This window comes from Streptomyces sp. NWU339 (assembly GCF_003143855.1).
Classification (GTDB): Bacteria; Actinomycetota; Actinomycetes; order Streptomycetales; family Streptomycetaceae; genus Streptomyces.
Genome location: NZ_QFRK01000029.1, coordinates 14,319 through 28,542, shown reverse-complemented (window position 1 = coordinate 28,542; position 14,224 = coordinate 14,319). Strand labels below are relative to the sequence as shown.

Annotated in this window: 15 protein-coding genes; 4 read left to right on the top strand and 11 right to left on the bottom strand. The window is 71.0% G+C overall.

The annotated features are described in order from the left end of the window. The first annotated feature begins 222 nt into the window (after nt 1-222). On the top strand, nt 223-456 hold the full coding sequence (locus DIZ27_RS28160; RefSeq protein WP_146229000.1) for a hypothetical protein: 234 nt from the start codon (nt 223-225) through the stop codon (nt 454-456). 15 nt (nt 457-471) lie between these two features. Here DIZ27_RS28160 and DIZ27_RS28155 read toward each other — a convergent pair whose 3' ends face one another. The 8 genes from DIZ27_RS28155 to DIZ27_RS28120 all read right to left on the bottom strand — a co-directional run bounded on the left by DIZ27_RS28155 (nt 472) and on the right by DIZ27_RS28120 (nt 6,791). Continuing rightward, nucleotides 472-1,041, bottom strand: coding sequence for a helix-turn-helix domain-containing protein (locus tag DIZ27_RS28155; protein ID WP_258308580.1), 570 nt, complete (start codon nt 1,039-1,041; stop codon nt 472-474). A 437-nt stretch (nt 1,042-1,478) separates the two neighbouring features. Then, nucleotides 1,479-2,051, bottom strand: a complete 573-nt coding sequence (locus DIZ27_RS28150; RefSeq protein ID WP_109381265.1) for a hypothetical protein — start codon at nt 2,049-2,051, stop codon at nt 1,479-1,481. Beyond that, nucleotides 2,048-3,445, bottom strand: coding sequence for a hypothetical protein (locus DIZ27_RS28145; protein ID WP_109381264.1), 1,398 nt, complete (start codon nt 3,443-3,445; stop codon nt 2,048-2,050). The genes DIZ27_RS28150 and DIZ27_RS28145 overlap by 4 nt, the downstream gene beginning before the upstream one ends. Further along, the gene (locus DIZ27_RS28140; protein WP_109381263.1) at nt 3,442-4,248 is read right to left on the bottom strand and encodes an ABC transporter ATP-binding protein; all 807 of its coding nucleotides are present in this window, start codon (nt 4,246-4,248) and stop codon (nt 3,442-3,444) included. The genes DIZ27_RS28145 and DIZ27_RS28140 overlap by 4 nt, the downstream gene beginning before the upstream one ends. Nucleotides 4,249-4,283: 35 nt before the next feature. Beyond that, nucleotides 4,284-5,111: a zf-HC2 domain-containing protein gene (locus tag DIZ27_RS28135; protein WP_181383721.1), complete on the bottom strand. Its 828-nt coding sequence runs from the start codon at nt 5,109-5,111 to the stop codon at nt 4,284-4,286. Continuing rightward, entirely contained in the window at nt 5,108-5,656 is a 549-nt protein-coding gene (locus DIZ27_RS28130) for an RNA polymerase sigma factor (RefSeq protein WP_181383720.1), read from the bottom strand. Before DIZ27_RS28130 ends, DIZ27_RS28135 begins: the two co-directional genes overlap by 4 nt. Nucleotides 5,657-5,965: 309 nt before the next feature. Next, a complete protein-coding gene (locus tag DIZ27_RS28125; protein ID WP_375232011.1) occupies nt 5,966-6,439 on the bottom strand; it encodes an XRE family transcriptional regulator in 474 nt (157 codons plus the stop codon). A 148-nt stretch (nt 6,440-6,587) separates the two neighbouring features. After that, complete coding sequence (locus tag DIZ27_RS28120) at nt 6,588-6,791, bottom strand: helix-hairpin-helix domain-containing protein (RefSeq protein WP_109381261.1); 204 nt, start codon at nt 6,789-6,791, stop codon at nt 6,588-6,590. 487 nt (nt 6,792-7,278) lie between these two features. Here DIZ27_RS28120 and DIZ27_RS28115 point away from each other — a divergent pair, with 487 nt between their 5' ends. Continuing rightward, a complete protein-coding gene (locus DIZ27_RS28115; RefSeq protein WP_146228999.1) occupies nt 7,279-7,719 on the top strand; it encodes a hypothetical protein in 441 nt (146 codons plus the stop codon). Nucleotides 7,720-7,898: 179 nt separating this feature from the next. Here the strand turns inward: DIZ27_RS28115 and DIZ27_RS28110 are convergent, their stop codons facing one another. Both DIZ27_RS28110 and DIZ27_RS28105 read right to left on the bottom strand, forming a co-directional pair. Then, nucleotides 7,899-8,456: a DNA-binding protein gene (locus DIZ27_RS28110; protein ID WP_109381259.1), complete on the bottom strand. Its 558-nt coding sequence runs from the start codon at nt 8,454-8,456 to the stop codon at nt 7,899-7,901. Nucleotides 8,457-8,462: 6 nt separating this feature from the next. Then, entirely contained in the window at nt 8,463-10,703 is a 2,241-nt protein-coding gene (locus DIZ27_RS28105; protein ID WP_109381258.1) for a helix-turn-helix transcriptional regulator, read from the bottom strand. A gap of 368 nt (nt 10,704-11,071) precedes the next feature. On the opposite strand from DIZ27_RS28105, the gene DIZ27_RS28095 reads away from it, so the two are divergent. Then, on the top strand, nt 11,072-11,791 hold the full coding sequence (locus tag DIZ27_RS28095) for an IS6 family transposase (protein WP_109381257.1): 720 nt from the start codon (nt 11,072-11,074) through the stop codon (nt 11,789-11,791). A gap of 288 nt (nt 11,792-12,079) precedes the next feature. On the opposite strand, the gene DIZ27_RS28090 is transcribed toward DIZ27_RS28095, so the two are convergent. Further along, nucleotides 12,080-13,126: a LacI family DNA-binding transcriptional regulator gene (locus tag DIZ27_RS28090; RefSeq protein WP_109381256.1), complete on the bottom strand. Its 1,047-nt coding sequence runs from the start codon at nt 13,124-13,126 to the stop codon at nt 12,080-12,082. A gap of 205 nt (nt 13,127-13,331) precedes the next feature. Between DIZ27_RS28090 and DIZ27_RS28085 the strand changes: the two genes are divergently transcribed. Continuing rightward, the gene (locus DIZ27_RS28085) at nt 13,332-14,195 is read left to right on the top strand and encodes an ABC transporter permease (protein WP_109381255.1); all 864 of its coding nucleotides are present in this window, start codon (nt 13,332-13,334) and stop codon (nt 14,193-14,195) included. Nucleotides 14,196-14,224: the final 29 nt, after the last annotated feature.

Below are 14,224 nucleotides of genomic sequence, written 5' to 3'. Positions count from 1 at the left end.
TCCAGCGGTGCCTGCCACCGCTGTTACGGGGCTCCTGCGGGCGGTACCGGCCCGGTTCCGCCGAGGCCCCGGCACCCTGCTCCGGCCGGGCAGCGCCGCCGCCCGGACCACCGCCTGGTGCTCGCCGGAGTTCACCGCCTCGCACGCACGCGCACCTGGGGCCGGGCCGGAGCAGCCGACCAAGCGGTGAAGAAGAAGTTCCGGCGGCGGGGAGAATCCGGCATGACCGACCGCCGCCCACTGGGCACCGGACCGACCCGCACCGCCACCGAAGCAAAGCTGCCGCCCGCGCCACGCGCCCAACTCGCCGCCGAACGCCTGCCCACCGCCCCGGCCCCCGGCCACCCGATGCCCGCACGCCCGGCCACCGGTCGCCGCGCCCTGGGCACCGGCCCCGGCGGTCATCCACAGCCACCCACAACCGAACGCACAGCCGCGCAGCCACCCACGGTCTGATGGCGCAGCCCGGCCCTACAGATCGAACTCCAGGTACTCGACGTCGGTGAACTGCACCGCCAGGCCGGTCGCGCGGCGGCCCCCGTCGCGGAAGTAGACCTCGCCGAGCGCTTCGGCCGCCAGGTCACGCAGCTGCCGTTCGCCGGCACCGCGATCCTGGGCGTCGAACAGGCGGGCCGCGTGGTGCGGTGGCAGGGCGAGGGTGAGTCGGCGGATCCGGGCGTCGTCGGTGGTGCCGGGCGCGGCGGTGAACCCGAAGCGGGCGCGGGTGTCGATGACGATGCCGCCGGTGGTGGCCGCCTGCTTGCGGGCCTGGGCGCGGACGCGGGGCTGCCACCGGGCGCGTACCGCGTCCTCCAGCCGTCGGGCGAGGTCCGGGCGGGGCCGGCGGATCTGGTCCTTCACGTAACGTTCCACGGTGCGCTGCGAGACGCCGAGGGCGTCGGCCACCGCGCGGGTGCCCTTGAGCTGCTTGACCAGGTAACGCATCTGCGCCCCGGCCGACTTCGGTATGGGGCGGGTGAACGCCTGCTGGACGGCGCGGTCCAGGCCGTCTCTGTTCTCCCTGATCCACACCCCGAGCAGACCAATCACTCGCTGGCCAGTGGATCAGAACTCACGAAACTGAGACAGCGTCACCCCTCATGCGATAACACCCCCACGACAGCGATACCCACGGATCTCTCACCCTCATGACAGTGGCCCCACGCCCCTAAACCGCCACCCACCAGCAACAACACACCCAGACCCCACTGTCACTCACCCCACTGTCCCGAAACCGAGAGATCGCAGCCGCCGAACGCCTGTCGTCCGTCCCGGCCGCCGAGTCGAAGCCGCGCCTCACCACCGCCGGACGCCGCATCCTCGGAGCCGGCCCCACCACACCCGGATGACCGCAACGGCGGCAGACCACCTCCGGCAGTCACAGCGAGGGCCAGGCCGACCCCGGCTCACCCTGATGTGACTGAGCGCTTCAGTTGGCGAGTTTCGCCAACTGAAGCGCTCAGCGCGGGGCGCGTCCGTTACCGTCTCGGTCCTGCTGCGGCGTACAGCACGGTGCCGGTCGCCAGCAGGGCCCACGCGGTCGCGGCGGAGGCCGTCGTAGCGGGGGAAATGATCATCCAGTTGCTCACCTCTCCCGCGATGCCGGGCGGAGCCGGGACGAGGAGGGTGAACGCGAGCCAGCCGACCGGTAGGGTCCATGCGAACTGGGCCCCGCAGAGCACCGCCCCGAGCGCGGCCAGGCCGACCAAGCCAGCGCTGTCGCGGACGACGAGCGCGGCCGGGGCGAGCTTGGCTCCAGCTGCCTGGACCGCCAGCAGCGCCGCCCCGGCGACCGCGCCGGCCAGCAGCACGTGCGCTGCCCGCCGGGGCATCCACCGGATCGCGGCCGTCCGATCCAGCGCGGCGTCCCGCCCACCGAGCCCGACGGAAGCGGCCGCCACGTTCGCGGTGAGGATCAGGACCGCGATCCCCGGGTTCACCGGGCCGGCGCCGTCCTGGTTGAAGGCCCATGCCGCCAGCGCGACGAGCGCGACCGCTGCGGCCGAGGTGGGCACCTGTCGTGAACGGGCGTACAGGATCAGCCACCTCATTGCGACGCCTTCCCCGCCAACACCGAAAGCTCGTCGTGGACCGTGCAGGAGAGGGCGGCGGCGTGCACCTCGGCGATCCGCGAGCGCTGCTCGGCCGGTGACAGCGCCATCAGCCGTTGCCAGGCGACGTCGGCGTCCGCCCATTCACGCTGCGAGTACGCGTAGGGGTCCGGCTTCTGCAGCGGTTTGAACTGGTGATCGCCCAGTGCCCAGCTCGCGGCGATGCTCTGTACGGGAATGTCGACCTGCCCCCCGCCCTCCCAAGGGGTGCGCGGTGCGCAGTTCGGTGCCAGGCCCTGGGCGACCAGGAGGCGGGTCAGTTCCGCCCCCGTCGCATGGGCGATCAGCGGGTCGTCGAAGTCGACCAGCACCGCGTCGCCGGAGAGTCGGCGTTCGTCGCCGAGCGCGCGCAGCTGGGTGTCCTCCCGCACCGAGTTCGGCGCCTTGTTGCCCAGGGCGTCGTGCAGCACGCGCAGCGCGTCCTTGCCGCGCGGCGCGAGTTCGGGCAGGTGTGAGCGGTTTGCCTGCGTCACGCACACCGGTCCGTCGCAGACCAGGGTGGCGGCGGCCTTGTCGATGACGTAGGTGTCGCGCGGAGTGGCCGGGAGGATCAGCAGGGCCAGGGCCGCGCCGGCCAGGACGGGGGCCACCGCGAGCAGTCGGGCTCGGAGGGTCGCGGCCGACAGCAGTGCGAAACCGGTGGCGAGCAGGCCGAGCAGCCAGAGTGTCTGGCCGAGGTGGACGGAGCCGGACAGGGTCAGCAGCATCTCCCGCGGCTCCGCAGTCGCCGGGAACAGTAGGGCGAGCCGGTTCGGCGCGATGCTCGACGGCAGTGCCTCGTCATTGCTCTGCCGCAGGGAGAGGGCCGTCAGCAAGAGGAACACCGTCAGGGCCGGCGGGGTGAGTGCGGAGGGCACGGCCCGCGCGAGGCCCATGCCGAACACGGCCCCTGCGACGAGGGACAGCGCCGCCACCAGCGAGATCGGTAGCCAGCCGAGACTCGTGTAGGCGGTGGCGCCGAGGGCCACCTGGACTCCGCCCACGAGGACCAGGAGGCCGAAGCCGGACGTCAGCACGAGTGCCGTTGCGCTGGCCGGCAGCGCCGCACGGCGCCAGGCCGGCAGCGGCGTGGTCGTCAGCAGTTCGGCCATCCGCGAGCGGGAGTCGCGTAGCCCGTACACCGCGCCCAGGCCCACCACGAGCGGCCACCAGAAGCTCAGCAGGTACCGGGTCCACAGGGCCATGGAGGTCCACTGGGCCGTCCATCCCGCGTCACCCTGCCACCAGATCCCGTCGATCAGCAGGAGGACCGCCAGGCTGCCCGCCAGGACGACGATGCCGGGCCACGGGGCGATGGAGCGCTTCAGCTCGATGCGCAGGACTCGCGCGTTCACCAGGTGCCTCCCGGCTGCTCGGAGTCCTGGAGCAGTGCTGAGTAGCCGCGCTCCAGGGGGCTGCCGCCCGGGTATTCGGGGCCGCCCGCCGCGGCCAGGTCGTCCGGCGTGCCCTGGAAGACGAGGCGGCCGTCGGCGAAGAGCACCACGTCGGAGCAGGCGGCCGCGACGTCCTCGACCAGATGGGTGGAGACGACCACACACGTGTCGCGGCCCAGTTCCTGCAACAGCTCGCGGAAGCGCAACCGCTGCGCCGGGTCCAGGCCGACTGTCGGCTCGTCCAGCAGCAGCACCGCGGGATCGTTGACGATGGCCTGAGCGATGCCGGCCCGCCGCACCATGCCGCCGGACAGGGTCTTCATCCGATGGTCGGCGCGGTCCGCCAGGCCCACCCGTTCCACGGCCCGCTGGACGGCTGCGGGGACGGCTGCCTTCGGAACCTCCTTCAACCAGGCCATGTACTCAACGAACTCACGCACCGTGAAGCGCTTGTAGTAGCCGAAAGCCTGCGGCAGGTAGCCGATCCGGCGGCGCAGGGCCCGGTGGTCAGCCATCGGGCCCACGCAGGTGCCGAGCATCTCCAGTTCGCCCTCGGTGGGGCGCAGCACGGTGGCCAGCGTCCGGATCAGGGTGGTCTTTCCTGCTCCGTTGGGTCCCAGGAGGCCGTGGGTGCCGATGCCCAGGCAGAGGTCGAGTCCGTCAACGGCCATCTTCTTGCGTCCGACGCGTACCCTCAGGCCGCTGGCCCGGATCTCCCAGGCATAGGTTTTCGGCGCGATGTCGGCCGCGTTTGTGGTGGGCATCGTGCGGGGGTCCCTTTCGAAGGTCGACGATGGTTTCACAGCGTTGAGTACGCGTTTCTGCGGGTGATCACGGCGCCAATGCCGAGCGCGAGGAGCAGCCCCCACACGGGCAGTTGGTCGGGCTGGAAAACAACTCGCAGGGCAAGGGGGACGTGGCCGGTGATCCACGTGGGTGCAACGACGACGACGCCCCACGCGACCGCCAGCCCGGTGGCGGCGCGAGTCACGCCGACCACGCTGCCCAGCGCCAGGGCGGTGGAGGTGAAGGCCAGGGAGGGCAGCAGCCACTGCGCGGCCGTCATGGTTCCGGTCAGCCAGCCCCCCACCAGGAGCCCGGGCAGGACCACCACGAGAACCGCCGTGGTGCGCCTGAGGAGCAGGGGCAGGCCGGCTCGGGCGGTCGAGGCCGTCATTTCGTGCGCCGGGTCCAGGCCGCGCGACCACGATGCGGCGACACCACACAGCGGCAGCACGGGTGCGATCGCCGACACGGGAGAGATGTCGCCGAAGAACGCAGGCGGCGCGAGCGAGTCCAGCAGCAGCGCCATCAGGGTAACCACGACGGTCATGGCCAGCCACGGGGCCATGGCCGGCGTCAGCCAGGCCGACAGCCATCTCGGGCGGTGTCGCCGCGAGGGTGCCCTGACGGCCGCGTCCAACTGCGGTTCCAGACCGGCCCGGACGGTGTCGAGGAGCGTGGCGATGCCTGGCACCTCGGTGGCCACGGAGGCCGCCAGACGACTCCGGCACATCGCGCACGTCTCCAGATGGGCCTCCAACGCCCACACCGCGTCCACGGCCATCTCCGTATCACCACGTGCGTAGTCGTCGAGCAGCCGCATCGACGCGTGTTCCCCGCTCATGCCAGCGCCTCCCGCATCGCGATCCGGGCCCGGCGGGCGCGGGTCTTGACCGTGCCTTCGGGCAGTCTGAGCAGGACGGCGGTCTCCCGCACGGAGAACCCGTCCAGCACCATGGCCTGCAGGACCTCTCGAAGTTCCGGCGCCAGTCGCCGAAGAGCGTCACCGACGTCCCCGTCGACGGTCCCGGCCAGTGCCTCGTCCTCCGCCGCGGGCACCACCGCCCGCTCGGCGGCGGCAACCGGCGGCTTGGCATGGTGGGCACGGCGCCGGAACGCGTCGACGAGGCGGCGCGCCGCGATCGTCCACAACCATCCGACGGCCGTCCCGCCGACCGCACTCCCGGCGAACGCACCGGCCGCGCGCCACACCGCCAGATAGGTCTCCTGCATGACCTCGGCGACGATCTGCTCGTCCGCGCAGCGGCGGCGCAACCGCACAGCCAGCCACGGCGACGTGCGCCGGTACAACTCGTCGAACGCCCCGCGGTCACCTCTGGCCACCAGCCGGACGAGGCGCTCCTCGTCCAGCTCGTCCAGTGCTCTCACACGTGATCTCACACCAGCCAGACGCCCGATGATGCGCACAGGTTCTACGCCTTACGTGATCCGCGTCACAGTGCCACGCGTGGAGGATTCCGATCCCCGTGAACCCCGGTCGCCGGTTGCGATCCGGCTCGTGGCGAACCCTGGCGCCTCGCGGTGCTGCACCCTTCTCGGTGCAGCCCTGACCGAGTACGCCGACTGACTCGCAGTCGCAATCGATGCCGAAGGTCCAGCCCGCCAGCTGAAGTACTCACTCGCCAACCGAAGCGCTCAGTCACACCTGAGCTAACGAAGCCACTGCAACGGGACCGCCTACAAATTGAATTCCAGGTGCACGACGTCGGTGAACTCCACCTCCAGGCCGGTGGCGCGGCGGCCGCCGTCGCGGAAGTAGACCTCGCCCAGGGCCTCTGCGGCGAGGTCGAGTAGCTGCTGTTCGCCGGCGCCGGCGTCCTGGGCGTCGAAGAGGCGGGCCGCGTGCTGCGGGGGCAGGGCCAGGGTGAGGTGACGGATGCGGGCGTCGTCGGTAGTGCCGGGCGCGGCGGTGAAGCCGAACCGGGCCCGGGTATCGACGACCAGGCCGGTGCTGGTGGCCGCCCGGCGGCGGGCGCGCTCGCGAATACGGGGCTGCCGGCGGGCACGGACGGCGTCCTGAAGGCGTCGGGCGAGGTCCGGGCGGGGCCGACGGATCTGGTCTTTGACGTATCGCTCCACGGTGCGCTGCGAGACGCCGAGCAGGTCGGCCACCGCGCGGGTGCCCTTGAGGTGTCTGACCAGGTACCGCATCTGGGTGCCGGCCGACGTGGGGAGGGGGGGTGAACACCTGCAGCACGGCTGTGACACCGAGCGCTGCACCTGACGTGCTCGCCGACTGAAGCGCTCACCGTGCAGCGGTCCGACGTGCAGGAACGCGGCACGTCAGAGGGCGCTTCCGTCAGCTCAGGCTGAGGCCACGCTCCGCCAGGGCCTCGCGAAGCACACGCACAGCCTTCGGGCCCACGCCGTGCAGGGCCTTGAGTTCCTCCTCGGACACATCGGCGAGCCGGCTGAGATCGGTGTATCCCGCGGCTGCGAGAGCGCGAGTCGCCGGCGCTCCCATGCCACGAGGAAGCCCGGTGCCTGCTTCGGTAGGTTCCATGAGGCGATCGTGACACGTGAGCGTCGTCCCTGCTTCCGAGACGGGCAAGGGGCACCGGCGACTTGAGGACCGCGGATCCGGCCCGGGCCCACGGTTCAGCTGCGGGACCGGCTCCCGGGGGGTGCCGTGGCGGCCGGCCCCGCGCCGGCTCACCGGCTGCGCTCCCTCGGCTGCATGCCGGCGGACCACCCGGGGACCCATCGCCTCAGGACAGGGAAATCCGATGCCCATGTCGGCGGCGGACCGCTGGTCCCCGCGCCTCCACGGCGACCAGCGGGAAGACGGCCGGCAGCGACCGACGACGGCTGCCGACCACTCCACTGACCCGAACCCGACACATCGCACTGGCCCACCGGCACCCTCACGAGCCCCCGCTCCGGGCCCGGCCACCAGCCCACCCACCGACGTCAGGAACCACACCCCTACGATGCTCCGTACGACTCATTCCACACACCGGGTCACATCCGCACCACGGGGGAGCACACACATGCGCAGGGCAATGACCATCACGGTGCTCATCGCGACGGCCGGGCTGATGACCGCGTGCGGCAGCGGCGGCGACGCCAAGAAGGAGCGCGCCGACAAGGGCACGGCCACGTCGTCATCCAAGCCGGCCTCCGAGGGCCATGACAAGACGTACGAGGTCACCTTCGAGGTCGGCGGCGAGGGCAAGTCCAGCGTCTACTACAACCTCGACACGAACCGCTCCGAGCAGGTCACGCTGCCGTGGGAGAAGTCGGACAACCTCACCTTGAACAGCACCGAACGCAAGGTCGGGATCACCGTGTCCGTCGTGCCGGGGCCGGTGAAGCTGTCCAACGGCCAGCTCGCCGCGGCTCCTTGCTCGATCACCGTCGACGGAAAGAAGGTCGCCGAGGAGCCGGGCGGCGTCGACGGCAAGCACATGTGCGAGTACACCCTCCGGTAACAGCACGCCGACCGGCGGCGCGTGGGGTCGGTGTCAGTCAGCGCGACTCGACGTCACCTTTCTCGAAAAGTCACACGAACGACGCTGAGCTGAGCACCGAATTGGCCAAGGGGAGCACTCAGTGGCCAACTGAAGCACCCGACCACACCCCGCTTAGGCCGGTATGACTCGGTCGCTTGCTACAGGTCGAACTCCAGGTGCTCGATGTCCGTGAACCGGACCTCCTCCAGCTGGCCGGCGCGGCGGCCGCCGTCCTGGAAGTACACTTCCTTGAGCGCTTCGGCAGCGATCTGCTGCAGCTGCTGGTCGCCGGCGCCGGCCTGCCGGGCGTCGAAGAGGCGGGCCGCGTACTGCGGCGGCAGGGCGACGGTCAGGTGCCGGATGCGGTCCTGGTCCGTCGACCCGATCGGCGCGGTGTAACCGAGCCGGGCGCGGGTGTCGATGACGATGCCGCCGGTGGTCGCCGCCTTCTGCCGGGCCTTCGCCCGGATCTGCGGCTGCCAGCGCTTCTTGACCTCGCGCTCCATCCGGGCGGCGAGGTCCGGGCGGGGCTTTTTGATCTGGCCCTTCACGTACCGCTCGACGGTGCGCTGGGAGATCCGCAGCATCTGGGCGACCGCCCTGGTGCCCTTGAGCTGCTTGACCAGGTACCGCATCTGCGCGGGCGCGCTCTTGGGCGCCGGGCGGGTGAAGGTTTTCTGTACCGCGGCGTCCAGGCCGTCCCCGAACATGCTCATCGCCTGCTACTCCCCGTTGTCCTGGCCGGTGACGGTGCCGTCCTTGATGTACCGGGCGAGGTTGAGCTCCGGGGCGTTGAACCGCTCGCGGACCTCCTCGCCCCACAGGACGGTCTGGGTGCCCTCGTGCTTGACCAGGCCCGGGTTGAGGCCGAGCTTGAAGCCGCCGGGCAGCGGCTTGCCGTCGCGGTAGGGCAGGAAGTCCAGCGGGCTGGTGCCGTCGGCCGCGTAGACGACGCAGTCGGACAGGATCGCGACCGGGTAGTCGCCGGTGAACGCCGCATGCTTGACGATCTTGCGGTGCAGGTTGATGCGCGTGCGGGAGATGACCGCCGCGCGGATGTCCGGCCGCCACGTCGGGCGGGACAGCGCGCGCCACGGCTCGCCGGGCCGCCAGCCCTCCCCGCGCGGGCGTTCGCGCAGCTTGCCCAGGCCGCCCTTGACCGTCGCCTTGATCGCCGAGACGACGAGCGCCAACTGGGGGTCGCGCTCCCTGTAGCCGTCCATGGCCGCCAGGAAGTCGGCCGGCTCCAGGTCCGCATGCACGCCGAGGTCGGCCATGGTGGCGAGGTAGGCGTCGCGCAGCCGCTGGTACCAGCCGTCCAGGTAGCGGCCGTTCTCGTAGCGCACCCAGGCCTCGAGCGGGCGCACCTCGTAGCCCAGCTCCACCGCGTAGGCGACGGTGGGGGTCGCGTACCAGGCCGGGCCCTCGGGGCGCGCGCCCGTCGGCGTGAACGGGCTGGGCAGCAGACAGGCGTCCAGCTCCGCCCACTTGCCCTTGCCGACCTTCACCTTCGACAGGTCGACGTGGGACAGGTCCACCAGCCACGAGCCGGGCAGCTTCGGGTCGAACACCGGCGCCTTGACCTGCGTGGGCGCACCGAGGCCGACGACCAGGCCGTTGGCGCCGGCGGCGAAGGCCATGTTCACGTCGATGCCGACCAGGTGCCGCAGGGTGCACTCGGCATCGGTCATCGGCCGCGCCCAGTCGTACGCCTCCTCGCACAGCTTCTCCGCCGGGCCGCGGACGGGGAAGCGGGGCAGGTTCTTGAGTAGCGGGTGCCCGTCGGGGGCCTCGCACGGCGCCGGGTCGACCGGGTCCTTGCCCAGCGAGCCGGGGTTGTGCTCGGAGTGCCGCTGGCCGTCGGCGTCCGGTGCGGAGGCCCGGGTCGGCGGGTGCAGCGCGGTCATCAGCTCCAGGCCGGTGACGGCGGTCGAACCGCGCGGCGTCATCACCCGGGACGCGTACACGCCCAGCACGCGGGCGAGGTCCGCCGGCGGGAGCTGCCCGGCCCCGCCCCAGTGGCGGGAGTCGAGCGCCTGCCAGGACGGGATGCACAGCTGCACGCAGGCCCGCTCCGAGCCCTGCGCGGGGCGGTAGATCCGCGCCCACGGCCCGAAGCCGCGCTTGGTCAGCTTCCACTCCGCACGCGCCAGCTGCTTGATGACCTTGTGGCCCTCCGGCAGGCGCCCGGCGAGCCGCTCCTCCTCCGTGAGCGTCGTCGGCAGGCCGTAGCGCTCCAGGGCGGCCTCGGTGAGCACGAGCAGCGGGTCGGCGTCCTTGCCCGGGCCGGACAGCTTGGGCTGACCGAGCTTCGCCTCGCGCAGCGTCCAGTCGACCAGGGCCGGGAGGGACTTGGCGGGCACGTCCAGGACCAGGCCGCCGGTGCAGTACGCCAGCACCTGCCCGTCCTCGACGTCGACGACCGCCAGCGGCCCGTTCTCGAACCGCGGGTCCGTCTTGCTCGCCAGGGTGCCGGCCGGGGCCGCCTGCTTCGCGCCCGGACGGCGCGACGTCGACGACGTCCTGGCGGTGCGCGCCGGACGCGGCGCGGCCGTCGGAGCGGCGGCGACGGGGGCGGGGCTGGTCTGGGTGTTTTCGTGTGCGGTCGTGTCCGCAGCGTCGGATGCCGGCCCTGGGGACAGAGGCTGCGCCTCTGCAGCCGGGGCGGGCGCGGCGGTGAACGCGGCCGGCACCGCAGCGTCCTGGGCGGGCGCGGGCGGGTCGGCGGGGTAGAGCTCCGCGAGCTTGTCCAGCAGCCGGGCGTAGGCGTCGCGCTCCGGCGGGCGGGGCTCGGTCTTGCCGGACTCCCAGCCGGACACCGTGGCCCGGCGCACCTTCAGCGCGGTGGCCACTTCGTCGATCGTCAGGCCGTGCGCGGCACGCAGCCGCTTGCGCTCCACCGGTGGCGGCAGCGTGGCGCGGGACGCGAGCAGTGCGTCGACCGCGTCGAACAACTCGGACATGGAACACCTCCTGCTAACCAACACCCTACCCCATGAAACGTACGAATCGCGTACGTTTCCCGTACGAATAGCGTACTGAATGCGTTCGATGGTGGCGAGAGCGGTCCTAGCCAGGTGTCCCGTGACAGCGAAGGCTGAGTGCGTGCCATCGAAGGCTGATCGCGAAGACTTCGGCGCCCTTAGGAGTCAGGCGTTCCACCAATCGTCGGTGCCGCAGCCGACCTCGTAGTGCCACCAGCCCTCCTCCTGTCCTTGATCCAGGAGTGCCTTGATCCCGGCGAGGTCCGCGTTGGCCAGTGCGGGGCACTGTCACGTTGACCAACCGGGTGGAATGATCTTCTGGTTGGTCATGCTGGGAGGGGTTGTCCGTGGAGAGCGCGCCGCCGTCGTACCAGGGGCATCGGTACCCGGCCGAGGTGATCGCGCACTGCGTGTGGCTGTACTTCCGCTTCCCGCTGTCGTTCCGCGAGGCCGGGGAGCTGATGCCCGGGCGCGGTGTGCTCGTCTCCCATGAGACGGTCCGCCGCTGGTGCGCCAAGTTCGGGCAGGTCTACGCCAACGGCCTGCGACGCCGACATGCGAGGCCGGGCGACAAATGGCACCTGGACGAGGTGTTCGTCAGGATCAACGGAGAGCTGAAGTACCTGTGGCGGGCCGTGGACGCCGACGGCACCGTCCTGGACATCCTCGTGCAGAGCCGCCGGGACACCGCCGCGGCCAGGCGCTTCTTCCGCCACCTGATGAAGAAGACGCGCGCGGTGCCCCGGGTGGTCGTCACCGACAAGCTGCGCTCCTACGGCGCCGCCCACCGCGAAGTGATGCCCTCCGTCGAGCACCGTTCGCATAAGGGCCTGAACAACCGGGCGGAGAACAGTCACCAGCCCACCCGGCAGCGCGAGCGCGCGATGAAGGGCTTCCGCAGCGTGGGTGGGGCCCAGCAGTTCCTGTCCGCGTTCAGCGGCATCTCACCCCACTTCCGGCCTTACCGCCACTTGATGACCGCCGCCCACTACCGCGCTGAGATGACCGTCCGCTTCGTCGTCTGGGACCAGATCACCGGCGCTGCCGGCCGGTCCACCACGGCCTGACCCCAGGCCCGAAACGCAAGCCCACCACGCCCCGACAACACCATCAGACACTCACACACCCAACAACGTGACAGCGCCCCCGGGACACGTTCGACCGCTCCACGCCCAGCTTGTCGGCGATCTTCTTGTGCGTGGCGCGCAGCCACCCTTGACGCTGTCGGCCGATGTGCTGCGCGAGCACTCCAACGACTCGTCACGTCAGGGCCGGTGACCTGCACGAATCACGATGGAACTTCCTCACTGATCATGCCGCTGAGCGGGCCGGATGATGATTCGGCACCCGCAGTGTCAGTGCGCGCCCCCGTCGGCCCTGGCCGACCGTGGCGGTGGGGGAGCGACGCTGGCGCGCAGGACGACCTCACCGCCCATCCTCAGCACCCGTGACCGGGGCCCGCGCGGCTCGCGCAGGGCGAGTGCCATCACCTCCTGCCCCATGGCGGTGAGCGGGAGGGCGACCGTCGTGAGCGGCGGTGAGAGTTCCCTCACGAGGGGGATGTCGTCGAAGCCGGCCAGCGAGATGTCCTCCGGCACACGTACGCCCCGTTCCCGGAAGGCGGCGAGCGCGCCCATGGCCATCACGTCGGTCACCGCGAAGACGCAGGTGGGCCGTTCGCCGCGGGCGAGCAGCGCTCGTGCCGCCGTGTACCCGCCTTCGCGGGTGAAGGGTCCGCGCACGATCCGATCGGGCGCTAGGGTGACACCGGCCCGCGCCAGTTCGTCCCGGAAGCCGGCGAGCCGGTCGGAGACCGTGGTCAGCGAGGGCGGTCCGGTGAGTACCGCGAACTCCCGGTGCCCCAGGTCGAGCAGCGCCCGGGCCAGGGCCGAGGCGCCGCCCCGGTTCTCCGGCAGCACGGCGTCGACCCGCAGGCTGCGGTGCCGGCTGACGACCGCGACGCGTCCGCCCGCGCGCACGTACGGCTCGAGTTCCGCAGCGAGCGCCCGCTCCCAGGTCCGGTCCTGGAAGCCGGAGCCGATCAGCAGGATGGCGCGGGCCCGCTGAGCGCGCAGTGTGGACACGTATGCGATCTCGCGGGCCGGTTCGCGGAAGGTGCTGGCCAGCATCACCAGCAGATCCTTCTCCGCGGCTGCGCGCATCACGCCGGCGGCGATCGCGGCGAAGTAGGGGTCGCCCACGTCGTGGCAGATCAGGCCCACGGTGTTGTTCGACGCGCTGGCGAGTGCCTGGGCATGGGCGTTGGGGATGTAGCCCAGTTGGTCGGCGGCCGCGCGTACCCGGCTGCGCAGGTCCTCACGGACCCTGGTGGTGCCGTTCAGGGCTCGTGACGCCGTTGCGAGGGACACACCCGCTCTGCGGGCGACGGCGTCCAGCGTCACATGAGCCTGTGGTTCCCGTTCACTCACTTGACCCCCCGAAACTTCGGGACGACCTATTGACCGTGCGGACTGGCACTCATTAGCGTGGCCGCACTGTATCAGAAAGCGCTTTCTGAAAGCGTTTTCCCGCAGAGGCAGAGAGCTCGATGAACCCGGCCAGCCCGGACGGCTCTTCCCGACCGCTCCGGAGACCCAGGAGTTGACCGTGAGTCAGAGCGCCATCAAAGCACCACCCGCGCAGGTGGCGGGAGTCGACAGGCGGAACAGGCCGAGCGCGGGGGAGCGGACGTCGCGGCTGCTCGAGCAGAGCTGGCGCCCCGCCGCCCTGCTGCTCGCGTGCTTCGCCGCTTGGTGGGTGATCGCCGCCGCCGAACTGGTCGAGCCCTACCTCGTTCCCTCGCCCGGCGCGACGCTCGACGTGCTGACCGGGAAGGCCGACTACATCTGGCAGCACACGTGGGTGACCACCTACGAGACGCTCCTCGGCTTCCTGATCGCCGTCGTCGTCGGGGTGTTCGCCGCCGTGGTGATGGTCTACTCGGCCACCGTCGAGAAGACCCTCTACCCGATCCTGCTGTTCGCCCAGGTCGTGCCGAAGATCGCCATCGCCCCGCTGTTCGTCGTGTGGCTGGGCTTCGGCATCGCACCGAAGATCCTCATCGCGGTGCTGATCGCCTTCTTCCCCGTCGTCATCTCCATGGTGACGGGACTCAAGGCGGTCGACCCGGAGATGCTCCAGCTCTCCTCGACCATGGGCGCGAGCCCCTGGCAGACCTTTGTCAAGATCCGCATGCCCGCCTCGCTGCCACATCTGTTCTCCGGCCTTAAGGTCGCGGTGACGCTCGCCGTGACGGGCGCGGTCGTCGGCGAGTTCGTCGGCGCCAACGAGGGGCTCGGCTATGTGATCCTCCAGGCCAACGGCAACCTCGACACCCCGATGCTCTTCGCCGGCCTGCTGGTGATGTCCCTGATCGGCGTTGTCCTCTTCGTCCTCGTCGAGATCGCCGAGAAGTTGCTGCTCCCGTGGCACGCCAGCCGCCGTGAGACCGGCGTCACCACCACGTACTGACCTGATGACCGGCCACATGTCCCAAGCTC

Coding starts and splice junctions, on each gene's coding strand:
- DIZ27_RS28160 (WP_146229000.1), top strand. CDS start 223: ATGACCGACCGCCGCCCACTGGGCACCGGACCGACCCGCACCGCCACC.
- DIZ27_RS28125 (WP_375232011.1), bottom strand. CDS start 6,439: ATGCGGTACCTGGTCAGACACCTCAAGGGCACCCGCGCGGTGGCCGAC.
- DIZ27_RS28140 (WP_109381263.1), bottom strand. CDS start 4,248: ATGCCCACCACAAACGCGGCCGACATCGCGCCGAAAACCTATGCCTGG.
- DIZ27_RS28120 (WP_109381261.1), bottom strand. CDS start 6,791: ATGGAACCTACCGAAGCAGGCACCGGGCTTCCTCGTGGCATGGGAGCG.
- DIZ27_RS28105 (WP_109381258.1), bottom strand. CDS start 10,703: ATGTCCGAGTTGTTCGACGCGGTCGACGCACTGCTCGCGTCCCGCGCC.
- DIZ27_RS28115 (WP_146228999.1), top strand. CDS start 7,279: ATGCGCAGGGCAATGACCATCACGGTGCTCATCGCGACGGCCGGGCTG.
- DIZ27_RS28135 (WP_181383721.1), bottom strand. CDS start 5,111: ATGAGCGGGGAACACGCGTCGATGCGGCTGCTCGACGACTACGCACGT.
- DIZ27_RS28150 (WP_109381265.1), bottom strand. CDS start 2,051: ATGAGGTGGCTGATCCTGTACGCCCGTTCACGACAGGTGCCCACCTCG.
- DIZ27_RS28110 (WP_109381259.1), bottom strand. CDS start 8,456: ATGAGCATGTTCGGGGACGGCCTGGACGCCGCGGTACAGAAAACCTTC.